Origin of the sequence: Psychrobacter sp. K31L (assembly GCF_017942195.1) — a bacterium.
GTDB classification, from domain to species: Bacteria; Pseudomonadota; Gammaproteobacteria; order Pseudomonadales; family Moraxellaceae; genus Psychrobacter; species Psychrobacter glaciei.
In genome coordinates this window covers 1-26,410 of record NZ_JAGKSC010000007.1, presented here as the reverse complement: position 1 = coordinate 26,410, position 26,410 = coordinate 1, and the positions used below count along the sequence as shown (strand labels likewise).

General features: G+C 40.2%; 30 protein-coding genes. 27 read left to right on the top strand and 3 right to left on the bottom strand.

Annotation, left to right across the window (positions count from 1 at the left end; translation table 11 throughout):
* The first annotated feature begins 118 nt into the window (after positions 1-118).
* The 11 genes from J5X94_RS11195 to modB all read left to right on the top strand — a co-directional run bounded on the left by J5X94_RS11195 (position 119) and on the right by modB (position 10,161).
* Positions 119-925, top strand: a complete 807-nt coding sequence (locus J5X94_RS11195; protein ID WP_210541316.1) for a LysM peptidoglycan-binding domain-containing M23 family metallopeptidase — start codon at positions 119-121, stop codon at positions 923-925.
* A 112-nt stretch (positions 926-1,037) separates the two neighbouring features.
* Entirely contained in the window at positions 1,038-2,342 is a 1,305-nt protein-coding gene (locus J5X94_RS11190; protein ID WP_210541315.1) for a lytic murein transglycosylase, read from the top strand.
* A gap of 629 nt (positions 2,343-2,971) precedes the next feature.
* Positions 2,972-4,267 (top strand): gephyrin-like molybdotransferase Glp, encoded by a 1,296-nt coding sequence (gene glp, locus J5X94_RS11185; protein ID WP_210541314.1) that lies wholly within the window; start codon positions 2,972-2,974, stop codon positions 4,265-4,267.
* A 122-nt stretch (positions 4,268-4,389) separates the two neighbouring features.
* Positions 4,390-5,502: a GTP 3',8-cyclase MoaA gene (gene moaA / locus J5X94_RS11180; protein WP_210541313.1), complete on the top strand. Its 1,113-nt coding sequence runs from the start codon at positions 4,390-4,392 to the stop codon at positions 5,500-5,502.
* Between the two features lie 57 nt (positions 5,503-5,559).
* Positions 5,560-6,090, top strand: a complete 531-nt coding sequence (moaB, locus tag J5X94_RS11175) for a molybdenum cofactor biosynthesis protein B (protein WP_210541312.1) — start codon at positions 5,560-5,562, stop codon at positions 6,088-6,090.
* Positions 6,091-6,096: 6 nt separating this feature from the next.
* Positions 6,097-6,825: a molybdenum cofactor guanylyltransferase gene (mobA, locus tag J5X94_RS11170; RefSeq protein ID WP_210541311.1), complete on the top strand. Its 729-nt coding sequence runs from the start codon at positions 6,097-6,099 to the stop codon at positions 6,823-6,825.
* A gap of 36 nt (positions 6,826-6,861) precedes the next feature.
* Complete coding sequence (moaC, locus tag J5X94_RS11165; RefSeq protein ID WP_210541310.1) at positions 6,862-7,368, top strand: cyclic pyranopterin monophosphate synthase MoaC; 507 nt, start codon at positions 6,862-6,864, stop codon at positions 7,366-7,368.
* A 101-nt stretch (positions 7,369-7,469) separates the two neighbouring features.
* The gene (locus J5X94_RS11160) at positions 7,470-7,751 is read left to right on the top strand and encodes a MoaD/ThiS family protein (RefSeq protein ID WP_210541309.1); all 282 of its coding nucleotides are present in this window, start codon (positions 7,470-7,472) and stop codon (positions 7,749-7,751) included.
* Positions 7,752-7,801: 50 nt separating this feature from the next.
* Positions 7,802-8,293, top strand: coding sequence for a molybdenum cofactor biosynthesis protein MoaE (locus J5X94_RS11155; RefSeq protein ID WP_210541308.1), 492 nt, complete (start codon positions 7,802-7,804; stop codon positions 8,291-8,293).
* Positions 8,294-8,311: 18 nt separating this feature from the next.
* Complete coding sequence (gene modA / locus J5X94_RS11150; RefSeq protein WP_210541307.1) at positions 8,312-9,154, top strand: molybdate ABC transporter substrate-binding protein; 843 nt, start codon at positions 8,312-8,314, stop codon at positions 9,152-9,154.
* 308 nt (positions 9,155-9,462) lie between these two features.
* Positions 9,463-10,161 carry a molybdate ABC transporter permease subunit gene (gene modB / locus J5X94_RS11145; RefSeq protein WP_210541306.1) on the top strand — a complete coding sequence of 233 codons (699 nt, stop codon included), beginning with the start codon at positions 9,463-9,465 and terminating at the stop codon, positions 10,159-10,161.
* A 57-nt stretch (positions 10,162-10,218) separates the two neighbouring features.
* Here the strand turns inward: modB and J5X94_RS11140 are convergent, their stop codons facing one another.
* From J5X94_RS11140 to J5X94_RS11130, 3 genes are all read right to left on the bottom strand, one after another.
* Positions 10,219-10,707, bottom strand: coding sequence for a hemerythrin domain-containing protein (locus J5X94_RS11140; protein WP_210541305.1), 489 nt, complete (start codon positions 10,705-10,707; stop codon positions 10,219-10,221).
* Positions 10,708-10,974: 267 nt separating this feature from the next.
* A complete protein-coding gene (locus J5X94_RS11135; RefSeq protein WP_210541304.1) occupies positions 10,975-11,928 on the bottom strand; it encodes an acyltransferase in 954 nt (317 codons plus the stop codon).
* Between the two features lie 1,431 nt (positions 11,929-13,359).
* Positions 13,360-13,638 carry a peptidylprolyl isomerase gene (locus tag J5X94_RS11130; RefSeq protein WP_010199082.1) on the bottom strand — a complete coding sequence of 93 codons (279 nt, stop codon included), beginning with the start codon at positions 13,636-13,638 and terminating at the stop codon, positions 13,360-13,362.
* 297 nt (positions 13,639-13,935) lie between these two features.
* Here J5X94_RS11130 and J5X94_RS14085 point away from each other — a divergent pair, with 297 nt between their 5' ends.
* The 16 genes from J5X94_RS14085 to J5X94_RS11060 form a co-directional block, all read left to right on the top strand.
* Complete coding sequence (locus J5X94_RS14085) at positions 13,936-14,046, top strand: DUF4172 domain-containing protein (RefSeq protein WP_416346179.1); 111 nt, start codon at positions 13,936-13,938, stop codon at positions 14,044-14,046.
* 186 nt (positions 14,047-14,232) lie between these two features.
* On the top strand, positions 14,233-14,430 hold the full coding sequence (locus J5X94_RS13935) for a Fic family protein (protein WP_228293239.1): 198 nt from the start codon (positions 14,233-14,235) through the stop codon (positions 14,428-14,430).
* Positions 14,396-14,602, top strand: coding sequence for a hypothetical protein (locus J5X94_RS13930; protein WP_228293238.1), 207 nt, complete (start codon positions 14,396-14,398; stop codon positions 14,600-14,602). Before J5X94_RS13935 ends, J5X94_RS13930 begins: the two co-directional genes overlap by 35 nt.
* Before the next feature lie 910 nt (positions 14,603-15,512).
* On the top strand, positions 15,513-15,776 hold the full coding sequence (locus J5X94_RS11120) for a pilus assembly protein (protein ID WP_210541303.1): 264 nt from the start codon (positions 15,513-15,515) through the stop codon (positions 15,774-15,776).
* A gap of 78 nt (positions 15,777-15,854) precedes the next feature.
* Entirely contained in the window at positions 15,855-17,246 is a 1,392-nt protein-coding gene (locus J5X94_RS11115; RefSeq protein WP_210541302.1) for a pilus assembly protein TadG-related protein, read from the top strand.
* Entirely contained in the window at positions 17,243-18,004 is a 762-nt protein-coding gene (locus tag J5X94_RS11110; protein ID WP_210541301.1) for a TadE/TadG family type IV pilus assembly protein, read from the top strand. Before J5X94_RS11115 ends, J5X94_RS11110 begins: the two co-directional genes overlap by 4 nt.
* Complete coding sequence (locus tag J5X94_RS11105) at positions 18,004-18,621, top strand: hypothetical protein (protein ID WP_210541300.1); 618 nt, start codon at positions 18,004-18,006, stop codon at positions 18,619-18,621. Before J5X94_RS11110 ends, J5X94_RS11105 begins: the two co-directional genes overlap by 1 nt.
* Positions 18,622-18,623: 2 nt before the next feature.
* Positions 18,624-18,836: a hypothetical protein gene (locus tag J5X94_RS11100; RefSeq protein ID WP_210541299.1), complete on the top strand. Its 213-nt coding sequence runs from the start codon at positions 18,624-18,626 to the stop codon at positions 18,834-18,836.
* A complete protein-coding gene (gene cpaB / locus J5X94_RS11095; RefSeq protein WP_210541298.1) occupies positions 18,823-19,770 on the top strand; it encodes a Flp pilus assembly protein CpaB in 948 nt (315 codons plus the stop codon). Before J5X94_RS11100 ends, cpaB begins: the two co-directional genes overlap by 14 nt.
* Before the next feature lie 13 nt (positions 19,771-19,783).
* A complete protein-coding gene (locus J5X94_RS11090; protein ID WP_210541297.1) occupies positions 19,784-21,127 on the top strand; it encodes a type II and III secretion system protein family protein in 1,344 nt (447 codons plus the stop codon).
* A complete protein-coding gene (locus J5X94_RS11085; protein ID WP_210541296.1) occupies positions 21,128-22,861 on the top strand; it encodes an ATPase, T2SS/T4P/T4SS family in 1,734 nt (577 codons plus the stop codon).
* An 11-nt stretch (positions 22,862-22,872) separates the two neighbouring features.
* Complete coding sequence (locus tag J5X94_RS11080; RefSeq protein WP_210541295.1) at positions 22,873-23,715, top strand: type II secretion system F family protein; 843 nt, start codon at positions 22,873-22,875, stop codon at positions 23,713-23,715.
* A gap of 7 nt (positions 23,716-23,722) precedes the next feature.
* Complete coding sequence (locus J5X94_RS11075) at positions 23,723-24,604, top strand: type II secretion system F family protein (RefSeq protein ID WP_210541294.1); 882 nt, start codon at positions 23,723-23,725, stop codon at positions 24,602-24,604.
* Positions 24,601-24,945, top strand: coding sequence for a DUF192 domain-containing protein (locus J5X94_RS11070; protein WP_210541293.1), 345 nt, complete (start codon positions 24,601-24,603; stop codon positions 24,943-24,945). Before J5X94_RS11075 ends, J5X94_RS11070 begins: the two co-directional genes overlap by 4 nt.
* Positions 24,942-26,003, top strand: coding sequence for a TadE/TadG family type IV pilus assembly protein (locus J5X94_RS11065; protein WP_210541292.1), 1,062 nt, complete (start codon positions 24,942-24,944; stop codon positions 26,001-26,003). The genes J5X94_RS11070 and J5X94_RS11065 overlap by 4 nt, the downstream gene beginning before the upstream one ends.
* A 136-nt stretch (positions 26,004-26,139) precedes the next feature.
* The coding region (locus J5X94_RS11060; protein WP_210541291.1) for a hypothetical protein at positions 26,140-26,410 on the top strand (271 nt) is incomplete at its 3' end.

The following is a 26,410-nucleotide window of genomic DNA, read 5'->3' as shown; positions in this document are numbered from 1 at the left end:
TTTATTATCGAGTTGTTGACGATGGTATTTGACAAAAATTAAACGGTATAAAAGTTAGCAAAATGCTTGTGATTAGCACAAGGAGTTTGTGAGTAACATAAAGAATAGGAAATCTTGTATGAAGAAGCTTATTGCTGGATCGCGCTTGGCAACGGTAGTATTGATAGGGACGTTGACAGCAGCATCGTTAGCGATAGTCGGCTGTGCGACGAAGCCTACTTACCAATCAGCTAACCAAGCGGGACCTAAGATTATTACCAATGCTAAAGGCGTTCCTAACTATCATCGCGTGCAGCGTGGCGATACGGTCAGTCAAATCGCTGAGCGCTATCGCTTGAGCTATCGTCAAATTGGGGCGATGAACGGTTTGGATAGTAAATATACTATCTATAGCGGTCAATGGTTGAAGCTATGGGAAGGCGCGCCAGTAACGGCAACTAGCAACAATCGCTATAACACTTATAATGGTGCTAATACCTCTGCTCCGTCACAGCCGACTTATACCCCTCCTGTCACCAGCACGCCAACGCCAGCATATGAAGTAACGGCCAACGCGACATCGGGCTATGACTATCCAAGTCGCAACCAAGTGGTTCGCAACTTTGATGCGGCAGCGGGTAACATGGGCATGTGGTTTGCTGGTAACGAAGGTGATCCTGTGCTTGCCAGCCAATCTGGAACTGTGCTGTATTCGGGCAGTGGTCTACCAGAGTATGGCAACCTCATCATGATTCGCCACAGCGATAATTACATCACCGCCTACGCTCACAATAGTCAATTATTAGTCAAAGAAGGCGAGCAAGTACAACTTGGCCAGCGTATTGCCAGTATGGGTAGTAGTGGTCAAACCAACCAAGTCGGCCTAGAGTTTCAAGTGCGCTTGAATGGCAATCCTATCGATCCACGGGCTGTACTTGGACGTTAAATACCTTGACGTTAAATGCTTGGACGTTAAATGCTTAGACGTTAAATTTGATGAACTGCTGCTAATTGTTGCCGCTAATCGCTAAGTCACTTATTCATAATTGAGAGTTTTTATGATGTTAAAAAAACAGTATATTGCCCTTTTTCCTGCCTTAGTGATGGTAGGTTGTACCAGTCAACAGGCGATGCAGAAGCCTAGCAAGCCTGTGCGTCAAGGTAATGTACAGATTACCCAGACCCAAACCATTCAAGTAAAGCCAACACCAGCACCGGTTATCAAGCCGCAACCAGTGGCAAAACCAAGCTACAACAGCTTTTCTGATTGGAAGTCTGACTTCTCCATGCGTGCGCTGTCATCAGGCTATGATGCCTCAACGATTCGACGTCTGATGGATTCTGCTTACCTAAATCAGCAGGTCATCTCGCTTGATTCAGGACAGCCAGAGTTTTCAAAGATGCCGTGGGAATATGTTGATTCTGCGGTATCAGATGGGCGTGTGAGTACGGGTAAGCGTAAGTTTGCTGAGCAACGCGCATTTTTGTCACAACTGGAATCGCAGTATGGGGTAAGTGCAGAAACCATCGCCGCGATTTGGGGCATGGAGTCGTCATATGGTGTGGTGACTGGCAATAGTGACTTACCAAGCGCGCTCTCTAGCCTTGCTTATGATGGTCGTCGCCAAGAGTTCGCCGAAACGCAGTTGCTATCATTAGCGACGCTATTGCAGCGTGGTGATGTGTCTTGGTCGCAGTTAGAAGGCTCTTGGGCTGGCGGTATGGGACAGACACAGTTCATCCCAGGTACTTGGTTAGAGCATGGTGTCGATGGCGATAGTAATGGTCATCGCAACCCATGGTCAACGGGTGATGCCTTAGCTTCTACTGCCAATTATCTCAGCAATTCAGGCTGGGTTCGCGGTCTGGCGCCTTTTTATGAAGTAACGGTTCCGGCTTCATTTGATTACTCGGTTGTCGGTAGCAAGCAACCTGCGGCCAGATGGGCAGCGCTTGGCGTTGATACCATAGATGATATTTATCTTGATGCCAATACGCAAATGGAGCTATGGCTACCAGCGGGTAAAGATGGCCCAGTGCTATTGTTAAGCCCAAATTTTGATGTGATCAAAGTCTATAACAACTCATCGAGCTATGCGCTGGGTGTGAGCTTGCTCGGTAAAGCACTGGCTGGGCAAAGTGGTCTACGAAAATCATGGCCGCGCTACGAAAACCCATTATCGACTTCTCAAGTGACCAGATTGCAGCAGCGCTTAACCAGTGCAGGTTATGACACCAAAGGTACAGATGGTATTATCGGTACCAATACCCGCAAAGCATTCCAGCGCTGGCAAGCCGATAATAGCCAAACGCCAGACGGTTTTATCAGTCAGCGGAGTGCTTCTTCATTGACATCATGGTGAAGTTGGTTGCTGGCGTTATTATGTAATAATCAACGCCACCGTTTTTGACGACTGTGTTCAGGATTATAAATAATTATGAACACAAAAAGCACCTTAACCTAGGTGCTTTTTTATGCCCTATCTAAAGGCATTGATTTACAGGTGTCAGCTTACTTAAAAGGCTCGCATTGAAAATTAAGCAGTTAAAATTAAGTACTCACTATTCGGGCATGTCATCATTTTAAAAATGGCGATAAAAACGAGATAAATGGTAGCCAAACAAGAAAAATAGCGTAGATAATATCGAGATATTGACCAGCTATTTGATACAGTTTGGTAGTATTTAGCCTGTTTAGTCTCTTCCGTTCAGATTGAGGACATGCCCTGATGTCGATTATCTGTTAGTGTTTAACGAGAACGGTGCTATATAAACCTATTTGTATGATGCTATCAAAAACGTAAGTATGCCTACATTGACGTTATATAAAACCGGCTACAACAATATAGAAAGGATGCAATTGTAGAAGAGATGCAATTAACGCTGATAGCAAAAAATACGGGCTGCAAATGATAAACTGTCAGCAATGCCTCACTATAATGAATAATTATAATGTAATACTAATAACAACCGACAAACTGAGTGTGCTCTTATGATTACGATGGAAGCGTTACAGACAGCGATAAAGCTGCGCGTAGATACTTATAATAATAATGACTTTCCACTACCAACAAGGGTGCTCAACACCTGTGAGCTGCTAGCCAGTCGTAATCAAATACTGGCGCAAGATATCACCGCAACATTCGATATACCAAGGCAGAATCTATCAGCGATGGATGGTTATGCCATTGCTCATGGCAGTGATATATCAAACGACAGCAGCATTCAAATCATTGGCGAATCACAAGCGGGCAGTGCTTATACTGGCGAGCTAGCAGCGGGACAAGGTGTGCGTATCTTTACTGGCGCTGTCGTTCCATATAGCTGTGACACGGTCATCATGCAAGAGAATACTAACTTTGCCACTATTAGAGATACAATCGATAAATCAAAACCTTACACGGTGACGCTGTCGCAAACGGCTCAGATCGATAGCAATATTCGCAAACAAGGTGAAGAAATCGAATCGGGCGAGACCGTATTGAAGGTAGGTAAACGCCTTAATGCTACTGATATTAGCTTATTGGCTAATTTGGGAGTCAGCCAAGTCAAGGTATTTCAGCCGTTGATCGTAGGCTTGTTAGCAACTGGTGATGAGCTGGTTGCTATTGGCAATGAGCTGACAAGCTTGGCGCAAATATATAATTCCAATACGCCCACACTCAAAACCATGCTGGCTGATCTGCCGATGACCATTCGTGATTACGGCATTATCCCTGACAATCTAGAGCAGACGACTGCTGCTGTCCATAAAGCAATGCAAGACTGCGATGTTCTGATATCCACGGCTGGCGTCTCGGTTGGTGATTATGATTTTTTGACCACTGTGATTGAACAGCTGGGTCAGATTAACCACTATAAAGTCGCGATGAAGCCGGGTAAGCCGTTTGTGTTTGGTGAATTAAATAAAGATATAGCTAAACCCGTGTTATATTTTGGTCTGCCGGGTAATCCACTATCGACGGTCGTTGGGGCACTACAGTTTGTGATACCAGCATTGTGGCAAATGTCAGGCGCTGATCTAGCAGAGCGACCTATGCAACTGAGTGTCAAAGCGACACTCACAAACGATATCAGAAAATCAGCCGGTCGTAAGGACTTTCAGCGCGGCGTTCTCACACAAAACGATGCTGGCAGTTATCAAGTTGAGTGCTTCTCAGGTCAGCAATCACATAGAATCAAACAGCTTAGCCGAGCGAATTGCTTTGTTGTTTTGGACAAAGACAGTGGTAATGTGGCATCAGGTGATAGCGTCATTGTGCAGCCGTTCCCTTGGCTACATGCGTAGTGATAGTTTTCTAAATCTCTATAAGATGAATACAAAAAAGCTGAAAATAAATCATACAATGGTAGGCCAAACACGAATAATAAAGTAATGCTGCTCACAAGCACTACTGATGGTAGGAAAATATGAGTGATGACAACATTAAGATAGGCCATGCACAACTGTATTCGCCTAGTATGTCTACATTAACAGCCACTACGGCTTTTGATAAATATCAAGCCCCGTCTGTAGCAGCACCTACCGAGCAAGATATTGAGCACTCTCAACCGTTAACTGATGGTTTTGCTCGACGTCTCACTTATCTGCGTTTGTCTATTACTGACTTCTGTAATTTTCGCTGTGAATACTGTTTGCCGAACGGCTATCAAGGCAAACGCCCTGATGATGAGCTCAGTGTCCCTGAGATTGCCACACTGATACGCGGCTTTGCTCAAGTCGGCACCAAAAAAGTTAGAATCACTGGCGGTGAGCCCTCTATCCGTCGCGATGTCGTCGAGATTATTGAAACCATCAAACAAACTGATGGCATTGAAACGGTGGCGATGACCAGTAATGGTTATAAGCTCGGTAAGCATTTAGCCAGCTGGCAAGCCGCTGGACTCGACCAGTTAAATATCAGCATGGACAGCTTTGATGCTGCTACCTTTCATAAGATGACGGGCTTTGATAGCTTGCCACAACTACTTTCTGATATGGATACCTTACTCCAAACCACGGATATTAAGCTTAAAATTAATAGTGTGTTGATGGCAGAAACTGCCTTTGAAAATCTGATAGATGCCATTGATTACGTCAAAGATAGACAAGTGACTTATCGATTTATTGAGTTCATGCAGACGAGTGACAATAGCGACCTGTTTTTTGCCCAGCATGCCCAGTCCGATATTATCACCGATTATTTATTAAAGCATGGTTGGCAGCCACACGAGCGTGGCAGTAGCGATGGTCCTGCAGTAGAGTACAGCCATCCTGATTATCTGGGGCGCATTGGTATGATTGCCCCTTACGCGGCGCATTTCTGTGATACCTGTAATCGCTTGCGGGTGAGTAGTCAAGGCAAAGTGCATCTGTGCTTATTTGATCAAGGCAACTATGATATTCGTCAGCATTTACAGAACAATGATGTGCAGGGTTTGGTCAATGACCTACATAGTTTTATGCCGATCAAACCTGAGCATCATCATTTGCATGATGCCAATAGTGGCATTATGCACAACCTGTCAATCATTGGCGGTTAAATTAATAAGCACGTTACGCTTTTTTGAACATTAACATCACCTTCTCTAGGAAACGCTATGAGCAAACCCGCTGCAGCATTTACACCGCTTAATATTGCCGTATTAACCGTCTCTGACAGTCGCACAATCGCAGAAGATACTTCAGGACAATACTTGGCAGACAGCTTAACCGAAGCAGGGCATCACTTAGCAGATCGGCAGCTGATCTCTGATGATATCTATCAGATAAGAGCGGTTATCAGTGGCTGGATTGCAGATCCAAAGGTTCATGCGGTGATTACGACGGGCGGTACGGGATTTTTTATCAGAGATAGCATGCCAGAAGCGGTAAAAGTACTGTTTGATAAGTCGATCGATGGCTTTGGTGAAATGTTTCGTCTCATCTCAAAAGATGAAATTGGCATGTCTACGGTACAATCAAGAGCGGTTGCTGGCATGGCGAATGGTACAGGTATATTTTGCTTACCGGGCTCATCAGGCGCATGTCGTACTGGCTGGGAAAATATCTTAAAAGAGCAGTTTGATAGTCGTACTCGTCCGTGCAATTTTGTGCCGCACTTTTTGGCACAAAATCCTAGCCATGACTGATATTCAATGATGGCTAATACTGCACCACATCTAAATAGCTTAGCAGGCGTGGTCATCTTAGCGGGTGGCGCGTCCAAGCGTATGGGCGTGCCCAAAGCGGAACTCACCCTACCGACAGGTGAGCGGCTGTTAGATTATCATGTGCGTCATGCCCTTGAACTAACAGCGGCTGATTTAAATACCGCTGGTTTCAATATACCGATTATGATTGCAGACAATGAGCGTGGTTTTACGGTTGATTTAGATTTAAGTATTGGTAATCCACAATCTCCAATTATGCATATTGCTGATTATAATCCTATCGAAGGTAATGAGCAGAGCGATAACGGCGGGGCTTTGGTTGCTATTGAATCAGCTTTGCAGACATTAGCCAAGCTCACTGATGCAACGCCAAACCAAAAATCCGGCTCCTCATGGTTACTCGTTATTAGCTGCGATAGCTTAATACCTGCAACTGATTTATGGCAAAAATTACAACCAGTGATTAGTCAAGTGGCCGATAAAAAAGTGGTTTGTCTAACCGATGATAGCCATCTATATCCATTATTGGGACTCTATCAATTAAGTATTGAGGCTGATTTGAAGGCTTATATTGATAGTGGTCAACGCCGTGTCATATCATGTATTAAGCCTCTTACGCAAGCTGTGCCTTTGACAGAAAATTGGCAGCATCTGACCAACTTTAATACCCCTGAAGATTTCCAACGTGCCTGCGCAGCGTTAAGCGATTTATAAAAAATTATCAAGAGACATTATTAAGAGAAATTAGCAATGAATAGCAATAATCAGGAAAGCAAGCAATCTAGCTTATCGCATCTAGACGGCAACGGCGATATTACCATGGTCGATGTCAGTGGCAAGACGGCAACGACGCGAGAAGCCAACGCGGTTGGACAAGTGCGTTTTCCAAGCGAGATTTATGCACAAATCAAAGCTGCTGATGGCATGACCAAAAAGGGTAGCATCACTCAGACGGCGCATATCGCCGGTATCATGGCCGCCAAGCGCACGCACGACTTGATTCCACTGTGTCATCCATTGCCGCTAGACAAGATTGGTCTAGCCTTTGCCTACGATGATGCGCTGCATGCCATTATCGTCAGCGGCACTGTCAAAGTCACGCATAAAACTGGGGTCGAGATGGAAGCCTTAACCGCCGTTAGTATTGCTTGTCTGACCATCTATGATATGACCAAAGCACTATCGCATGATATCGTTATTAATAATATTCATTTGGTGACAAAAACAGGCGGCAAATCAGACTATAGTCATGCTTAAAATCAGGCTTAGATTGATGGAATTTTTTCACGATGAGCAGTACCAGATGAGCAATAATATCAGTATAACGCTCGATAGCTTACACAGAATGGAAGGTTTTTATGAGTACTATTGACGTAGCATCAAACACTGAAGCAACGATGATTATCAACGTGCTATATTTCGCCAGCTTAGCGGATGAAGCCAACTGCCAACAAGAAACGGTCAGCGTTGAGCAGTCGACCTCGTTGACTGAGCTGTATGAACAACTCAGTCAAAAGCATCGCTTTAGTCACCCGCAGGCAGAGCTACGCGTGGCGGTAAATGATTACTTTGCCAAATGGACAGACCAGATCCATGACGGTGACAGTGTGGTATTTATCACGCCAGTCGCGGGTGGTTAAATTTTAGTAGACCGCTTCCTATTTAAAAAGACAGCAAATAGAGATATCACATGACAGATAACGTCCATAGCCACTCAATGACCATCAAGCGTAGCATCGACGAGGCCTACCTAATCGCTGAGCGTGATGGCTTTGCGTTATTGGATGTGGCGATTGATGAAAACCGACTTAAAAACACCCTCGATGATGATAGCTGCGGTGCTTTCGTTTGCTTTGAGGGTAGAGTACGCAATCACAATAATGCCGCCAGCGTTGAGCGCTTAACCTATTATGGCTATGAAGACTTGGCACTGAATCAAGGTCGCGCAATTATCGAAGAAGCCAAAAAGCGTTTTGAAATCACTCATGCTATTGCCATCCATCGTATCGGTGCTTTAGAGATAGGCGATGTCGCTGTCTGGGTGGGCGTGGTTTCTGCCCATCGTTATCCCGCTTTTGATGCTTGCCGCTGGATACTAGATACGATTAAGGCAGACATTCCGGTGTGGAAACAAGAGTATTACGACAATGATGTTTCGAAGTGGCTTAGCAATAACGGTTAAGAACGAGGATGGTTAGTAATGGCTAAGTTGATGGCAGTGACACCTATCTTTGCATTTTTACTAGTAGCGTTAAGCGCTTGTACAGCAGAAAATACGGTTGACACGGATTCTGCTAGCCAGACACCTGAGCAAACCCAAACCCTGCGTATCGCTGCTGCTGCCAATTTATCGGATGTGTTGCCTCAAATTATTGACGGTTATAAAACAGATGAAAACTTAGCGGCACAGGATATTGACGTCACTTATGCCTCGTCAGGCAAGTTATACGCGCAAATAAAAGCAGGCGCACCTTACGATATATTCTTATCTGCCAATCAAGAATTTCCTGCCAAACTGGCGGCTGAAAGAGTCGTGGATAACGCTAAAAATGATGAGAGCTATACACCATTTACTTATACGCAAGGTCAGTTGGCACTATATAGCGTCACTAAGTCATTGCATGGGCTTGAGCAAGCAGCGGTGAGTGACTTATTAGTGAAAGACGCTAATGGCAAGATAGCCATCGCCAATCCTGAGCTTGCCCCTTATGGCGCATCGGCACAAACCTATCTAAAATCGCAAAATTTATATAACACTTTAAATAAGCAAAAACGCCTGATACAAGCAGAAAATATCGGCCAAGCATTTCAATACGCACATACGGGCAGTGTGGACTATGGCTTTGTTGCACAGTCGCAAATCATCGCTATCAAAGCCAAACCCGAACAATTTATCACGTTAGCACCAACCTCTTATCCAGCGATTTTGCAAGATGGAATCGTCATTAGTGATGCACTCATTGCCACAGATTTTACAGATTATTTACGTTCAAAAGCAGGACAACACTATTTCTCACAAGCGGGCTATTTAATGGTTAAATAACCAAGCATTATCCTTATACCAAACCCAAAAATACGATTAGCTGTGTCAAAATTGCTTGGCCTACAATGCGTATTACTTGTACTCTTTTTCCTTGCTACTCTAATTTTTGTGAATGATATAGTGAGTGAAAAGTAATATTGAACCATCAGGCACTGCTGATATTAATTTTCCTTGCTTGCTGTGCTTACACAGACAGAGGCGACAAAAAATTGATATCAGCAAGACCGTCGCGTTTTTAGTATATTTTGACTATATTACTTGTTACGATCATTAATGGCTAGCAACGACCAAGAAAGAGCAATGACGTTATGATAGCCCAATCTTTTATGGCAGACATGCTCAGTCCATTGTGGGTGAGCATTAAGCTCGCTAGTGTTACGACCTTATGCTTATTACTGTTTGCCACGCCTGTCGCTTATTGGCTCGCCAAACCGAGCCGTGGCCGAGTACTTAGTCGTTTTAAAGTCTTACTAATGGGCGTTATCGCGTTGCCGTTAGTATTACCGCCTACCGTGATTGGCTTTTATTTATTACTGCTATTAAGCCCCAACGTGGGTATCGGTAGATGGCTCGCTGAGCATGATATCAGCCCATTCATCTTTACCTTTGAAGGGCTTGTCATCGGCTCTATTATTTACTCGTTGCCCTTTTATATTCAGCCTGTCTACGCTCAGTTTTTGCGCATTCCAGCCAGCGTCATCGAAGTGGCGCATTTATTGGAGCCAAGTCGTCTGAGGCGCTTTATGAAAGTAGCATTGCCACAAGCGCGCGTTGGTATTATTCTTGGCAGCTTAATTAGCTTTGCCCATACCATTGGCGAGTTTGGAGTGGTATTGATGATAGGTGGGAGTATCTCAGGTGAGACCAAAGTCGTCTCGATTGCTATCTATGAGCAAGTTGAGGCGCTGAATTATGAAGCGGCACATATGATGTCCGGCATTCTTATTATCATTGGTATGATCATGGTCGCCTTGATTGCCACTGTCAATAAGCTAAATCAACGCTGATGCTCAATTAACGTCGATAGAAGCGACGCAGACAGCCTTTTTAACATACTCTAATTTCTAGCGGTTCTCGTTTGAGCGCTTAATACTGTCTGGGCTTGCTTGATAAACAGCATCCAGCTCATCCTCTGTTAGATACTTTTCCACAATGGGATACAGTTCGCGCTCCTCAAAACGAATATGGTCGTATAGTAACGTGGCAAGCTCTCTGACTTGTACTCTCGTTAGAGACCGACTTGCCGTTTTTTGTCCCGCATCTATCAGAGTCTGCAAGCGTTTATGCTGACCAGCAAGCGCCGCTAATACCGATGCCACCTCAGCTTGAGATGCTCGATAAGGCTCTAACGCATTAGCAATTAAGCTGTCTTCAATCTGAAAATGATCTTCAATCTGAAAGTGATAATGCATATCGTCGATATAAGCGGTGAGATTATGCCAGTGCTGGGCAATCTCTGTAGCCGTGTCAGTGCATTCTTTCGCATGACGAGACAAGTTGAGACCAAGGTGATGCTGGCGAGATAATGGCTGTAATTGATTGGCACGTTTCATATTTAAATACCTTGATGAGTCAGGGCGTGTCCTCAATCTGAACGAAAGTGACTAAATGGGTTAAAAACGGCTAAATCTTGCCAAACAGCTAGTTAATATTCTCTGCGCTGTCTCTTTCTCTTTCTCTTTCTCTGTCTTGTATTAACCTGATTATAGTCATGCTCTAACCACCAAGCATACTTTTTGACACCCCACTCACTTTTTTAATGTGGGGGTCAAAGTATCAAAATATATAAGCCTTATTTATGGCCTTTTCTATTGATTGGTTTAGACGTCAGGATGGCTATCAAATTCAGCCAGCATAGCGCTAATACGCTGATCTTTTTGATGCCACATTTCCTCTATCCAAGCAAACATTTGCGCCTTGATGGCCTCATCATTCTCATAACCACCGTTTTTGACCGCATCAAAAAGCGCATCAGGTATCTCGACATGTCGCACGTCGACACCCAGACGCTTAATGTTGCCCTTCCACAGATCACTATACGTCGGCACCCCGTCAGGATAAACGATGGTCATATCTAAGATGCCATCCATCTCTTCACCCAACGCATTGATCGCCAATGAGAGACCACCCGCGCGAGGCTTGAGCAGATGCTTATAAGGTGACTGCTGTTTGTCATGCTTGTCTTGGGTAAAGCGCGTCCCTTCTAAATAGTTCAATAGGGTAAAGGGTTTGTCTTTGAGGAGTGCACACGCGCGTTTTGCTTCTTCGATATCTTTACCTTGTAAGGCTGGGTTTTTAGCAATCGCTTCTTTAGAGTGCCGACGCATCATAGGAAAGTCTAAAAAGTAAAAAGCTTGACCAATAACAGGAATATATATCAGCTCAAACTTGGTGAAAAAGCGCGTTAATGGTAAGCGATTTTCACTAATATATTGCACGATACTGGTATCTACCCATGATTGATGATTGCTCATCAGTAGGTATTTGCCCTGCATATTGACGTCATCGGGTAGGCTGATACGCCAGTCTTTCTCTGGCAAGATATTATCGATTAAAGTGTTATTACTGTTTATCCAATAATTGGTCACTTTGATCATCGTGTCATCAGCGATCGCTGCACCAGTCACGACTTTGGTGGCACCCATCAGCCATACGGGTAGCGCAACAATTAAGCTATTACCAGCAAGCACACCTGTGGCCGTTGCAAGCGAGGCGACTTTGCCCAGTTTAGGGTTGCGTTTGTGCATTTTTTGCATGAATGATGACAGTCGCATGTTAAATCCTTTTATTCTACTAACTGATAATGACTCCAGTTCACTGAACGCTCGTTAACCATAGTCGGTTCAATATAATTTGGATACAAGGAAGGCAAGGGAAAGTACTACAAATAGTAGACTAAGCGAGCCTGACACCGTATCTGATTTATAGAGGACTGACCATATTTGGTTTTTATGAGCGTATAAACTGGAATTGAGAAGATTCGACCTATCATTATCCACTTGTTGGCGGTGTTTTCTAGCGTTTTTGAGTAATTTCTAACGTCATTGACTCAGTAAATAAAATGGGAACACCATTTGTGTACCAAAATAAGCTATAAATTTTTGTTGACCCGCTATTTAACACTGTTTGGCAAGATTTATCTATGTTTGGCTCATGTAGTCGTTTCCGTTTAGATTGAGTACACGTCCTAACGCGCCCCGAATTGTCACAGTAGGCATCATCAATGACTCGAATGCATCTACTGACGCCTGCAATAATCTTGTTAGATTTAAGATGTTAATAGATAACATACTTGATAAGGATATCACGATGATAAACAGGATCACTCATGCTTAATCTAAAAAGACTAACGTTAACCACCGCTATCATTATCCGTTTTCAATCAAGCCGTTCAAAACACTAAAATGCCATAAGATGCTGCTGGCGTACTAGGGGACTTCTTACCCACACTTCCATACTTTACTAAGGCTGAATTTTAGGCGTTAAGTTGGAATGCCTATACGTCGCAGGCTATCTTTAGTTCTAGAAATTTCAGCACAGACCCCTAATATATTTCGGTATAACTCTATACCGTGAGAACAATGGCGATGCGATATGGTTAATTTAGTGACCATCTCTAAAGGTATTCAATCGCCATCGAATTGATATAAATCAATGGCTTGCATAATGACTTTAGGAGTGTCGTGAGAGCGGTCAATCTTAAATAAGTAGAGAGCCAAGGTTTTTCTATTAGAGAGAATCATACTTTTATGATGGCTAAATTTGCTATTTACCATGCTAATTTTTGCTCATAGTCAAAACACCCTAAAAACGCTACGGCACTGCTGATATCAATTTTTTTGGCTTGCTGTGCCTATACCGACAGAGGCTGCAAAACCAACATTAAAAACTAAGCATCTCAGTCCTGCTGTATCTTTTTCATATTGGACTGACTATATATCGGTATGAAATTGATGTAAATTCATATTCAATTTGTAATTGGGCATTGCCATTTGGCAGTGTTTTCGGCCTCTACTCTGTCCATAATATCTTAGATGATAGTTAGCGGGGCTATCCTAGATAAGTAAAATAATCTAGGATAGCCTCTTATGTTGTTAGCTATGACACTGACATTAGATTGTAAGTTGTTTTAGATCATATATGAGTCAGGACAATGTTTAAGACATCTTTCAGTCAGCTACCATTTAGAGCTCCGGCGCTAGTGCTTACGTCCTATAAAGCACTTTAACCACGTGCCAGCCAAATTTGGTTTTCACTAAATGTGGGGTGAAGAGTTCGCCGCTGAAGCAGACTTTGTCAAATGGCGGTACCATGTCACCTTTTTCAAACTCACCTAAGCTGCCACCTTTTTTACCTGATGGGCAGGTTGAGTGTTTTTTAGCCAGTACATCAAACTTGGCGCCTTTTTTAAGCTTGGCAATAATGTCTTCAGCCTGCTCTTTGTGTTTTACTAAAATATGTAATGCGCTAGCTGTACGAGCCATAATGTAAACCTTTCATAAAATATCGATAATTGAGGCATTATATCACTACTTACCTTGGTTGCTAACTGCACTTGTATGCCTTGCATCATCAAAAATCATTGCCTACACAGGCGTGACTATTTGGATGAGAATCGGTGCCTCTTGAATATCGCTGTCAGTACATCACTGTATTGTTTTTATTGAGTGGCAGTGGTCAGATAAAAAACTGCTGCCATTGGTCAGGCGTGTGCCGATGTTACAAGACCGTTTGATTGGAAAATTACTAACACTAGGGCTTGATCTTAACGTTGGGGCGCAATTGGATGTCGTACTTTAAAAATCGTTGAAGCCTCTGAGATAGAAGGTGAGGCATTAAATACTGAGCCAGTACGTTCCTCAATTGCGTGGCATTTAGAGTTAGATGACTAAGGTATACCAACTGCTACTCATGAGATTAATGCAGGGATGGAGATGATGTTAAATGCTACCTACCATTATCAACAACCATAAGCGCTGGACGATTTACTTAGATGGCATAGAGCATTATTTCCGAACGGATATAGTGGACGTCATCGTATTAAAGCGAGCAGCATACGTGATGACAGTTAAGGACCTATGCAAGTAGTTTTTGATAGTTATGGTTGTGAGCAGGTTTATTTTGTTGCCCCGAGTGCGGATAGGTTGCCAGCTGAGGTAGATGTCGTCATCAAAGCGGGTATTGCTCATTTATGGTTCATAACGATCCATCCATTTGATAATGGAAATGGGCGGTTGACCCATGCAATTACAGAGAGTGCTGGCGCAAAGAGATGATAGCGCCCAGCGCTTTTACAGTATATCAGCGCAGATTCTGAAGGAGCGCAACGACTACTACAAAATACTAGAGCGAACGCAAAAAGGTGGTAAAGATATCACTGATTGGCTAGTCTGGTTCTTACAACCGCTAAGAGCAGGCATTGATTGCGGCTCAAACGACCACCAATAAAATTATTAATAAATCAAATTTTTGGCAGACACATCGACAGCATGCTCTGAACACTAGGCAAGTGACTATGCTGAATACTTTACTAACTGATTTTTATGGGAAGCTAACTATGACTAAGTGTTCCATAGATACAGCACTACGGGATATCAATAATTTAGTAGAGAAGGGCATGCTGAAAAAATCTGAGGCTTCAGGGCGTAGTACGAGCTATGAGTTGGTTCCGTATAATCAAATCTATATAAATCTGCTACATCCTCCTCCTCGCTAACCTTAGTAATGTATAGCTTACACTTGGCTTCCTTCTTGTATCGAAATCATTTGCATTCAATTATAGTAAGTGCTGCATAGTCTAAAGGATATTGAAATAGCTATTCTTTTTATCAAGTACGAATGGTTAAAGAAGGTCGATAAAAGTATTATATATTAAGGTTAAAATATTGAATATAACCTAACCAGTATTTTAACCTTGGATACATTAACGAAAACCATAAAAAATAATTTTCGCAAAAAAATGTAGCTAAATTTACTACTCCTAACACTGTTATATATATTGAATTGATCTAACATTTCATCTTGCCCTCCGATCTTATTGATTGAAAGGCTTATTTAAGCGATCTTATTTCATAATAAGTGACAGCTTTCTTATAGCTTAAATCTCTTTATCACCAGCCATTTAATCCATTTTGGGTAGATATTGAGCATTTCACTTTTCACATCTTAGCATTAACGCCTCAATTATAACAACAATTGTTAATATAGTTTTTTCAAAAAAACATACTCGTATAGAATAAATATATATATCTAGTTGAAATAGTTAAAATAGTTGTTGATATAACAATTGTTATGTTTTAATATCGCGTCAATAAAGCAGACAAAAATTTACATTTAATTGACCAACCGGAGATTTTACATGCAACTATCGAACATGCGTAAACAGTTAGGTCAGGGTATGACTGAATACATTATTATCGTAGCATTGATAGCTATTGCAGCTATTGGATCATTTCAGTTTTTTGGTCAGACGGCTCGTAGCCAAGCCGCTGCCGCCGCACAAGAATTAGCAGGGGAAAGTGGCGCAACTGATACAGCAAATGCTAAAAAAGCTGCTGATGAATCGAGAAAACAAGGTAGTGCTAAGAAAAGTATGAAAAATTTTAATGATAACGGTCAGTAGAATTAACACTAAATTCTAATTAATTTCTCTATTCATTCTATCTCATTCTAGTTTAACTATGTAGTAAGTATACTATCCATGAGTTCAACACCTATAAATGTCTCATCTCAAAAAGGACAAGCACTGATATTCATGCTTGCCTTCACGTTAGTATTGTCTGTATCGATGATTTATTTGTTTAATACTTCTCAGCTTTTGGCTGAGCGTACACAAGCAAAAGTACTCGCTGATCATGCTGCGTATAATACAGCAATCAAGCAAGCACAGCTTCTCAATGCCAATGCCTATATGAATAAGGCCAAAATTGCGAACCAACTGGCTACTGCGCAGGCAGTAAGTGTCGCTAGCTGGGCCAAGCATTTTGAGCCTATGCCACGAAACACTGGTACTATTCGATACATACCATATGTTGGTCCATATGTTCAAGAAGCTATTACTGAATATTCAAGAGCAGTACAGCCACTCGCTGATCTAGCTGCTCCAACTATCTTAATCAATAACCAAGCAACTGAAGTTATATCTTTTCAACAGAATTTGCTAAACAGCACTTCTCTCATACCTATTCAACAAGTTCACAAAGATACTATAGATAAGTCTTCTATAGGTGCAGGATTCACCTCTCGACCCCTGATGACGGCTTCAAAGTATGCGGTCAATCCTTTAGGTGGAAGTTTTATAAAGCGTTACAGTGGTAACAGTACAAACCCTTCCATAGGTCGTGCTCGCTTAAAAGATGTTGTTTTAGCATCACGAGATGATTTTACTCGCGAGCGTCGGGAAAAGAGTGTTGATGATTACTCAATCCCTTTGTTTAAAAATCGACTTGAAGCCAGAGGCGGCACTGAGCTTAGTAACGATCTTAATCAATGGAAAGGTGTAGATACCTTCTCTCATCACTATCGCTTCTGGAAAACCAGAAGATGGAGACTACCCAAACTGACATGGCGAGAAGATCAGATGGGCTATGGTAGTGCAGTGGTAAGAAATAGTGGTACAGGAGACAATGACAGGAGAAATAATGCAGGTTACAACAACGCCAATAGGAATAAAGATGCTTTAAGAAGAAGTAATCAGTTTATACCTCGTTGGGACTCCCGACGTAATCGTACCATGAATGTAGGAGAATCTGGAGTACCGCAATTTTGGGATCTCGAAACTCAAATGTTGGCGCAAGATGAACCGACTCTACCTACTTCAATTCGAGTATCAAAAAGAGCAAATGGACTTGATACGACCAGCGGTGCTTCTAGCTTAAAAGTGGGGGATGAGTTAAATATTATCTCAAAGGATGATGTGACCGCAGTATCTACTGCTGAAGTCTACTTTGAGCGCCCATTTACGGATATGCTCGGTAGACCTAATTATTTTAATAAAAATAGATTGGAAAAAGCGAGTCTTCTTAACCCCTATTGGCAAGTTAGATTGACGAACAATAGTGGAAGAGCACTAGCGGAGTCTAATGTATTATGAAAACTAGAGAATTAGGTCAGGCAGCAGTTGAATTTGCAGTATCTTTTAGTGTTCTCATAGCGCTAGTGTTATCGATACCTATTTTAGCCAAAATTGCAAATGCAAATATCATGAGTATTCAAGCTTTGGATTATGCAGCTTGGCGAGTACGCGAAGGCAATACAAATGACCAAGAGCTTAGTCGAGAAGTAAGTGACAGATACTTTGGAGAAACAGCACTGATCGTGGATGATGAAAGAATAAATGACCAAGGTGCCAATCTTGGAACTGGTCGTAGTAATCAGCAAATCTATCAAAATGATTCAGTGACCATTGAGTATAATGCAGATAGCTCTAACATGAGTGGCACTCAAGGAGTAGTCTGGAATAATCTAAATAGAGTAACTAATTTAGGTATGTATGATAAAAAGGGCACAGTAAGTATCAACGTACCGTTAGAAAACTTAGATGTTATTCCAGAGATTGCAAGTTCTATGGTGATAAGTAAAAGTCTATATGTGGATAATCAGGCGCTAACTGCTAGAGACCAGGCACAGATCCAAAATTCAATGAATAATTTTGATAATGTAGTCATTCCAAATAATGGAAGTAGTCAAAAGTTATTTGTTGAACCTGCGAATTTTGCTATAGAAGGCCTTAAATTAATTAGCGATTCTGCACTAGGATTACTTGATGTATTAGACCACCACAAGATAAAAGATGTGAAGGTAGATCATGATGCTGTTCCTGAAGATCGTCTCGCTACGTTTAATCCGTAATGAATAAATTACTAATAGCCTTTTCTATCAGTTTTTTTTCTGTCACTGCTAACAGCGCAGTATGCAATCAAATTAAAAATATTGAGGGTTTTTCTTCAGAAGCACTTTTTGATAATGCGATAATCAATGGAAAACCTCTTAATTACTATTCCTTTGTAAGCGAATGCAATACCAGTTGTCTATTGAAAAATTTGAAAAAAAAAGGAATATCACATTCATTAAATAATAACAATATATCTATCTTCGATAAATATAGCGTAGCGACCATCATAATAGATAGCAGTTACCGACAATCAATATCTGGATATATGACTTGCTCAAGCACAGCAAAGAGAAAGTATGTATCTAATCCTATAATTTTAAATAATAGAAAAATAACACTTGATCTGCAAACAACGGACTATAAGAATACAACTCGTACTATTAATCTTGAAAAATATAGTAAAAGCGGTTATTCAAAAATATTAGGTCAACTTAATAGATTAACTAAAAATAGAGAGTCTACCATTGGATTTGTAAACTACAAACTTACATCAAAAGGTGATAAAAGAGTGATAAAAGTATCCAAATTGACTCCTCGTGGAGAATTTATATTTATTATTGAAGAAAGTAGATGATTATGAAAAGTCAAAAAGGAAACATCTCTACTGAGTATTTACTCGCTACCGCAATGGTCGTAGCGGTTATATTTGGAGTGCAAGTAAATGACAAAAACCTTTGGGATATGTTCCAAGACTCTTTTCAAACTCGTCACGACAACTATTCACAATCTATCAAGAACCTAGATAACGTAGATTTACTAATACAACAGAGTCAAAATGAAGAAAATTAAGATTAATAAAAACGTTTTAGCCTTGATAGTATCAGTCGTCTTGGCATTATTGTGCGCTTTACTACTAAAAGTTGTCGTTGATAAAAAGATAGCGACTTCTTTAGATACTGACAAAGTTAGTTATATTGTCGCCAATAATGATCTACCTGAAGGAACAATAATAGATCCTTTTGATGACACACAATTTGCAGTAAGAAGTGATATTCCAGCTGAATTTGCCCAGTCTACAGGTATAACACCTGAACAAGCAGAAAATGTTGATGGTGCTATGCTATTAACAGATATCAAAAGAGGGGATATTCTAACGTGGCAATCTGTTGACACCGATGAAAGAAGACAGCTTTCAAGTAGATTGTTGTCAGGTAGACGCGCTCTTACTATCCCTGTAGATGATCAAAGTTCTATATCTTCAATGCTCAATCCTAATGACCACATCGACCTTATACTAACTTATCAGAAACTTGGGAATGTTATAGCAGCTCCTCTAATGCAAAACGTTAGAGTGCTCGCTACTGGTGATTCTGTAAGCGTTGATAGCAGTTATGGAGAAAGTTCTGATTATGGAGACGGATATTCAACGATAACTCTAGATCTTAGTATAGATGACGTTTCCAGAGTGACAACAGCATTGGAGCTTGGAAGACTATCTGCTGTACTACGTAATCCTAATGATATGTCTTACACAACGAACGTTGTTAGTCTTGAAACTTTGCAAAGAGAATTAAACCTCAAAACTTTTTCTGAGCAACCAAATATCGAGAACGAACGCCTTCCTGAGTCTGATTTCAATAGCTATCTTGATCAAATAGAAAGTATGCAAGATCGCAATGAAGCAAGAATAGAACCCCCTGTTCAAAATGTAGCACCTCCACCAAAAAAGCCTTCGATTGATGTGATATATGGCAATAGAAGTAGCAGTAGTACTAATAACTAATTAAGAGTAACTTATGTTTAAAAGATCATTATGTTTAATTCTAATAAGCGCTTCTACTTACGCTGCTGCTAATATCAATAATGGAGTTATGACTTTATATGTGGGTCAATCTGAATTTGTAAAAGATAGTAGCATTACGAATGTATCTGTTGGTAGTGATGAAATAGTCAATGCTCTACCCATTGATAAAAAAGGTATTCTGTTAACAGGCGTAAAGAATGGTGATACCACTATAAAAGTTTGGAGAAACAATTCAGTTCAAAGCATAAATACTCATATCTACCCAGCAAATTTACCAAGAATGCTTAATGAGATTCAGTTTTTTCTTATGAAATACCCTGGTTTGGAAGCTAATATCGTTGGTGATACTATCATAGTAGAGGGTTCAAATTTAAGTGACGATGATAAAGGAAAGGTAGATAGCTTCTTAGCTCAGTATAAGTATATAACAAATTTAACTAGTCCTAACAGTCAGGCTGCTGATAAGAACGACACTAGGATGATTTATTTCGACGTAAAAATCGTAGAAGTTACTAGGAGTGCAAGCCAGAACCTTGGAATTCAATGGTCATCACAAGTGAATGGTCCACGTGTAGGAGTCATTGGAGAGTTTAAAAAAAGCAATGCCTTTAAATCACCAGATGTGTCAGATCTGGGGTTTGATAATATCCCTGTCGGTAGTGCGATTCGTCCATTTCAAACCTATGCAGGACTTATATCATCTATTACTAGTAGTATCAACTTAATGGAGAGTGAGGGAGTTGCCAACCTTATTGCACATCCAGTACTTTCGTGTCGAAATGGTGGTAATGCAGAGTTCTTATCGGGAGGTGAAGTTCCTTATTCTTCGTCAGGCCCAACAGGGACGCCTTCAGTTGATTTTAAAGAATATGGTATTAAGCTAAATGTTTCACCAATTATCCAAAGCGATGGAAGTATTCTTGCAAATATACAGTCTGAGATAAGTGAGATTGACCCAGCTGTACAGATAGACAATGTACCCGGTCTGCTAACCAGAAAAACAACTACAGACTTTAGTCTCCAAAATGGAGAAACTTTAGTATTAAGCGGTCTGAACTATAATAGAAATTCTGATACTAGCTCCAAGGTTCCAGGATTACACAAAGCACCTTTGATAGGTAGGTTCTTTAAAAATAATAGTGAAGTGAACTCTCAGACAGAACTTTTATTTATAGTTACTCCATTCATTTATAGCGAAAAAGACGACCCTTCTAAAAATTTAGCAGCTAAAGCGAATGAAGTGGTTGATACTATCAATGCAAACAACAAGATTTTACCTAAAGATTTTTTTAATAGCGATAGTAATAGAATTTACTTCCAAGAAGGAATTAAATGAATGTTACAAATTAAAGTTGTTTATAAGGATAATGAATCAGTAGTTAGTTTCAATAATACTAACATAATAATTGGTAAAGGTTCTGATGCTGAGTTACAGATAAAAGGATGGCTAATATCTCAAAACCATGCGGTAATAAAAAAACTACCAGCGGGTTATGTTATTGAAGATTTAGATCGAGGTGCAAATGGAACTTATGTTAATGGAGAAAAAATAGACCTATATGGACCCTTGATTGAAGAAGACGTAATATCAATTGGAAAGTATCTCTTTATTATTGATTCAATAGATTTTGAGGAAAATAATAAAGAGATAGAAAGTATTCAAGCTAAAAACAAACAGAAAGAAAGTTTTCAAGACGAAGAATCGCATATAAAATTAAAGAAACATGAGCAAGTTTTCAATTCAGAATTAAGTAATGCAGAAACTATCGAAACAGGTATGACACTGTTTCGAGACAACAAAGCACAGTTAGAAAAAGATATGAAGCTTATGAAAGAGCTACATAAAAAACTCGTTGAGACTATGGATCTTCAAAGAAATGATATCTCTAAGATGTCGGACAAAGAACTATATGAAACAGCTTCTACATGTCTTAATAAGATTGTAGAGAATGATTTAAATATTAGTCGATCAAATATTGAGCGAATAAAAAAGCTAGTCCTTAATGAGGCTGTAGGACTTGGACCTTTAGAGTGTTTTTTGGCTGATAAAGATGTTTCAGAGATAATGGTTAATTCTGCGAATGAGATATACATAGAAAAAAAAGGAAAAATATACTTAAGTGGCGCAGCTTTCAGTAGTGATCAAGCCGTTCTCGATATTATTGAAAGAATTGTATCACCTATTGGTAGAAGGATTGATGAGTCCTCTCCTATGGTAGATGCACGTTTAAAAGATGGCTCTAGAGTCAATGCTATTATACCGCCACTGGCATTAAAAGGTCCGACTATCACTATCCGTAAGTTCCCTGAAAAAAGATTGATAGTAAAAGATTTAGTTGATATGAATAGTGTATCTGCAGACATGGCAGACTTTCTAGAATCTTGTGTTTTGCACAAACGTAATATCATCATATCAGGTGGTACTGGCTCTGGTAAAACAACACTGTTAAATGTGTTATCTAACTTTATTCCAAACGGTGAGCGTATTATCACTATTGAAGATGCAGCAGAGCTAAAATTGGATCACGATCATCTAATATCACTGGAATCAAGACCCGCTAACGCTGAGGGAAAAGGCTCGGTAACTATTCGTGATCTCGTAAAAAACTCACTAAGGATGCGTCCAGATAGAATTGTTGTAGGAGAGTGTAGGGGTGCTGAATCATTGGATATGTTGCAGGCTATGAATACAGGTCATGAAGGATCCTTGACTACGCTACATGCAAACACACCTCGAGATGCGCTATCTAGGTTAGAGACCCTAGTATTGATGGCTGGTATGGATCTGCCACTACAAGCAATACGTGAGCAGATTGTATCTGCCATAGATATTATTGTTCAACAAACTCGTTTTGCCTGTGGTTCTCGTAAAATAACTCATATTACTGAGGTTACTGGTATTGAAGGAAATACTATTCAACTTCAAGATATCTTTAAGTATTCAAAGTCAGGTTATGGTAGTGATGGTTCTGTTCAAGGGGTATTTCAGTCAACTGAGACTATACCCTCTTTTTATCAGGAACTGATAGATAGTGGTAGTGAAGTAAAAACTGATTACTTTAATTTATAAGCGAAAAACATATGTTTATATTTACAGCCATATTTTTCATGCTAGTAATTGTGTTTTATATACTATATACATTGTTCTTAAAAGCACCCTCTAATTTTTCTGAAGTAGATAAATTGGCTGGTGTTAAAAAAGTTCTTGAAAATAGTATGAATGAAAGTACCTTTAACAAGTATTTTTTTGGCTACATTATATTTTCCTTTACATTATTGCTATTTATATTATTTTTTATAGACAATTACATAATAACCTTTGGTTTGATCTCAGCTTTAATTGCTTTTCCATATGTAGTCGTAAGACATATCAAGAAGAAACGTATAAGTTTGTTTGAAAAACAACTACCGGACGCTATTGATTTAATGGGTGGCTCATTACTAGCTGGTAACAGTCTAAGTGGTGCCTTTGCCTTAATTGCTGAGGAGTATCCTGCGCCTTTGTCACAAGAGGTAGGTATGGTGGTTCGAGAGCAAAAGCTTGGCGTTTCTGTCGATCAATCCCTACAAAATTTTATAACGAGAATGCCTCTTAACTCAGTCATTCTTACCGTATCTGTCATCAGAACCTCAGTTGAGACAGGTGGCGAGCTTTCTTATGCATTAAAGAATGTTGCTCGCACCTTGAGAAGCATAGATCAGGCAGAGGGTAAAATTAGAGCCTTGACTGCTCAAGGAAAAATGCAAGCTTGGGTAGTAGGTTCGATGCCAATATTTTTGATTATGGTTTTGGCTAAAATGGAGCCTGAAGCTATGTCACAGCTTTGGACGACGAAGGAAGGTTATCTTGCTCTGGGCGCGCTAATAATCTTTGAGATATTAGGTATCGTCTTTATTCGAAAAATCGTCAATATAGATATTTAGGTTACTTATGCTTGATTCTTCTTTACAAATCTATGCGCTTATTGGATTTATAGCTATCGTAGTCTTTGTTTTATGCTGGTATTTACTTTTTATCATGCTTCGTGTTCCAGATGATAATAGAGAATATTTTGATGATCCACCGTTATTTTATAAGATTTTTGGTTTTTTTATCAACGTAATAGCTTTTTATCTCTCTCCATTTATAAACAAAAATACTTACGATAATTATGAGAAAAAAATCGTTTATGCAGGAGTAGAGTATCAGTTCAAGCCAGAACACATTATTGCCAGTAAAATAATAAGCGCTTTTGTTTTTACAGTCTTTGTTTTTATATTGTTGGTATTAGCTGAGCAAAAATTGATATTCGTTTTGCTAGCTACCCTTTTTGGATATATATATCCAGATCTATGGCTAAAAGAAGCTAAGAAAAAAAGAAACAATAGTATCTCTAAGAATCTACCTTTTTTCTTAGATATGATTACTCTTAGCGTTGAGTCAGGGCTAAACCTGAACGGTGCTATTAGACAGGCGGTAGATAAGAGTCCGCATGGCCCTGTTAGGCAAGAGTTTGAAAAAGTGGTAAGAGATGTCAAAACTGGTGTGAGCAGGGCAGACGCATTTCGAAAAATGAGTCTAAGAATAGATGATCAATCTATAAAAAGTCTAGTTTCTTCTATCATTCAAGCTGAAAAGATGGGTATGAACTTGGGGCCGATACTCAGAAGTCAAGCTGATCAACGCCGTATAGAGCGATTTCAAAAGGCTGAAAAGATGGCAATGGAGGCGCCTGTAAAACTATTGTTTCCATTAGTTGCCTTTATTTTCCCTGGTACTTTTATAGTGATAGGCTTTCCAGTATATGTAATGATCAAGGATGCTTTTTTATGAAAGCTATTCAAAGAAAAACTATATTAGGCGAACTTAATATATACACAGCGGATAAATTTTTATCGCGTCTAAAGGGCCTGCTGTTCATAAAACAATTAAATACCTCAGATTGCATCTTGATTGAGCCTTGTGGGTCTATACATACTATAGGCATGCGCTACAGTATCCATGTCATTTTTTTATCGGATGATTTTACGATTTTAAGGGTCAAAAATAACTTGAAACCTAATCGATTTTGTCTAGGTTCTCCAAAGGCGTCCAAGGTAGTAGAGTTTTCAGCAGAGTTCGAAGAAATACCCTCGACAGTTATCGGTAAGAAATTCATTGGGAGTAGGCTATGAAATCAAATCAACTTGGGGCAACGCTAATAGAGTTCATCACTATTGGACCAATGATATTTTTCTTGGGGATGACGGGTGTGCAATATACGCTTATGTATAATGCAAAGACTAATCTAACTTACGCCTCATACGAAGCGGCTAGAGCGGGTGCTATTGAAAACGCCAGCCCTGAGCAGATTGAAATGGGATTATTTAAAGGTTTTTTGCCTTATTTGAGCGCTTCTAAGGGTAGTAGTGGTAGTCCTGCAGATGTTGCAAAGCTGTTAGTACAAACTCGGTTAGAAGAAGCACCCTTCACAAAGATCGAAATCATTAACCCTACTGCTGAAGCCTTTAATGATTTTAATAATCCCACATTACAGAAAACTTTAGGAACTCAACAAAAAGTTATTCCTAATAAACTCACTGACATAGAAAACTCTAAACATTCTAAAGGAAAAGGATCAAGTTCTGGTATGAGTGTGTCGGAGGCAAATGTATTAAAACTTCGAATAACTTACGGATACGAGCCTGCGATTCCATTAGTGGGTCACGTAGTCGCTAGTGTGGCCAGTTTTTTGTCTGGGCCTAAAGACGCCTTTAGAACTATGTTATTCGCAGCAGGTAAAATACCTATTGTGGTTGATGTATCATCACAAATGTTGAGTCCAGCCGTACAGAATGGGTTGAAAACAGTGGCATACAATCCAGAAGGTGCTGGAGGTACTATAGACGGAAACCACGAGTTACCTGATTTATCGACTATTAAGCTGCCTGAAGGTTATGAGGGCATGAGTCGTGAAGAGATTCTTGAAGATATCATGGTTAGTGGTGGCAAACGTGATAAGAGTATGAGCAATATAGATTGGTTAAAGCTCTTAGCAGCAGTCGGTATCGTAGGTTATGGTGCTTCTCAACTGGATAGTTTAGGAAGCTCCTTTACTACAGGTTCTAACGGTAATGTAGTTACTGATCTTAGCTCGTTAAGAGATTTTGGGGCACAAGGTAATTTTTGTCCAGTTCCCACTACATCTTCTAATTTACTTATCCCTAAAAGCGATGGTAATCAAAATTACTAATGTACTTTTTTTTGAATTTAGAAAGATCTCAGTCAATCTTGATATTATATTGGAATTTAAAAACTAAAAAACAGTAGTTCATGCAAGCTTCTTTACATTACTTTATGTCATATTTCCATTCTTGAGATCATTCCTTATGCACTTCAAACCCTTTGCTGCGAGCTTCATCATTTTATTACCTATATCTGTAGTGGCTGACTATAGAACTGAGGAAACAAGAAGTACCACCACCGCAGCTATTGCTTGTAATGTCACAGGTACTAATGGAAGGCCTACTTGTTCTACAACGTCAAGCGTAACCAACGTAGAACAAAGCGAGACATGGTTAGTCGCCGGCAACCCCATCAACGTCTTAACGGGCAACAAGTTTGAATCAGCGAATGACATACAGAGTACGACTAGTGAAT

What these genes read in the sequence shown, in the direction of transcription:
- J5X94_RS11195 (WP_210541316.1), top strand. Translation starts at nt 119, where the DNA reads ATGAAGAAGCTTATTGCTGGATCGCGCTTGGCAACGGTAGTATTGATA.
- J5X94_RS11190 (WP_210541315.1), top strand. Translation starts at nt 1,038, where the DNA reads ATGATGTTAAAAAAACAGTATATTGCCCTTTTTCCTGCCTTAGTGATG.
- glp (WP_210541314.1), top strand. Translation starts at nt 2,972, where the DNA reads ATGATTACGATGGAAGCGTTACAGACAGCGATAAAGCTGCGCGTAGAT.
- moaA (WP_210541313.1), top strand. Translation starts at nt 4,390, where the DNA reads ATGAGTGATGACAACATTAAGATAGGCCATGCACAACTGTATTCGCCT.
- moaB (WP_210541312.1), top strand. Translation starts at nt 5,560, where the DNA reads ATGAGCAAACCCGCTGCAGCATTTACACCGCTTAATATTGCCGTATTA.
- mobA (WP_210541311.1), top strand. Translation starts at nt 6,097, where the DNA reads ATGATGGCTAATACTGCACCACATCTAAATAGCTTAGCAGGCGTGGTC.
- moaC (WP_210541310.1), top strand. Translation starts at nt 6,862, where the DNA reads ATGAATAGCAATAATCAGGAAAGCAAGCAATCTAGCTTATCGCATCTA.
- J5X94_RS11160 (WP_210541309.1), top strand. Translation starts at nt 7,470, where the DNA reads ATGAGTACTATTGACGTAGCATCAAACACTGAAGCAACGATGATTATC.
- J5X94_RS11155 (WP_210541308.1), top strand. Translation starts at nt 7,802, where the DNA reads ATGACAGATAACGTCCATAGCCACTCAATGACCATCAAGCGTAGCATC.
- modA (WP_210541307.1), top strand. Translation starts at nt 8,312, where the DNA reads ATGGCTAAGTTGATGGCAGTGACACCTATCTTTGCATTTTTACTAGTA.
- modB (WP_210541306.1), top strand. Translation starts at nt 9,463, where the DNA reads ATGATAGCCCAATCTTTTATGGCAGACATGCTCAGTCCATTGTGGGTG.
- J5X94_RS11140 (WP_210541305.1), bottom strand. Translation starts at nt 10,707, where the DNA reads ATGAAACGTGCCAATCAATTACAGCCATTATCTCGCCAGCATCACCTT.
- J5X94_RS11135 (WP_210541304.1), bottom strand. Translation starts at nt 11,928, where the DNA reads ATGCGACTGTCATCATTCATGCAAAAAATGCACAAACGCAACCCTAAA.
- J5X94_RS11130 (WP_010199082.1), bottom strand. Translation starts at nt 13,638, where the DNA reads ATGGCTCGTACAGCTAGCGCATTACATATTTTAGTAAAACACAAAGAG.
- J5X94_RS13935 (WP_228293239.1), top strand. Translation starts at nt 14,233, where the DNA reads ATGCAAGTAGTTTTTGATAGTTATGGTTGTGAGCAGGTTTATTTTGTT.
- J5X94_RS13930 (WP_228293238.1), top strand. Translation starts at nt 14,396, where the DNA reads ATGCAATTACAGAGAGTGCTGGCGCAAAGAGATGATAGCGCCCAGCGC.
- J5X94_RS11120 (WP_210541303.1), top strand. Translation starts at nt 15,513, where the DNA reads ATGCAACTATCGAACATGCGTAAACAGTTAGGTCAGGGTATGACTGAA.
- J5X94_RS11115 (WP_210541302.1), top strand. Translation starts at nt 15,855, where the DNA reads ATGAGTTCAACACCTATAAATGTCTCATCTCAAAAAGGACAAGCACTG.
- J5X94_RS11110 (WP_210541301.1), top strand. Translation starts at nt 17,243, where the DNA reads ATGAAAACTAGAGAATTAGGTCAGGCAGCAGTTGAATTTGCAGTATCT.
- J5X94_RS11105 (WP_210541300.1), top strand. Translation starts at nt 18,004, where the DNA reads ATGAATAAATTACTAATAGCCTTTTCTATCAGTTTTTTTTCTGTCACT.
- J5X94_RS11100 (WP_210541299.1), top strand. Translation starts at nt 18,624, where the DNA reads ATGAAAAGTCAAAAAGGAAACATCTCTACTGAGTATTTACTCGCTACC.
- cpaB (WP_210541298.1), top strand. Translation starts at nt 18,823, where the DNA reads ATGAAGAAAATTAAGATTAATAAAAACGTTTTAGCCTTGATAGTATCA.
- J5X94_RS11090 (WP_210541297.1), top strand. Translation starts at nt 19,784, where the DNA reads ATGTTTAAAAGATCATTATGTTTAATTCTAATAAGCGCTTCTACTTAC.
- J5X94_RS11085 (WP_210541296.1), top strand. Translation starts at nt 21,128, where the DNA reads ATGTTACAAATTAAAGTTGTTTATAAGGATAATGAATCAGTAGTTAGT.
- J5X94_RS11080 (WP_210541295.1), top strand. Translation starts at nt 22,873, where the DNA reads ATGTTTATATTTACAGCCATATTTTTCATGCTAGTAATTGTGTTTTAT.
- J5X94_RS11075 (WP_210541294.1), top strand. Translation starts at nt 23,723, where the DNA reads ATGCTTGATTCTTCTTTACAAATCTATGCGCTTATTGGATTTATAGCT.
- J5X94_RS11070 (WP_210541293.1), top strand. Translation starts at nt 24,601, where the DNA reads ATGAAAGCTATTCAAAGAAAAACTATATTAGGCGAACTTAATATATAC.
- J5X94_RS11065 (WP_210541292.1), top strand. Translation starts at nt 24,942, where the DNA reads ATGAAATCAAATCAACTTGGGGCAACGCTAATAGAGTTCATCACTATT.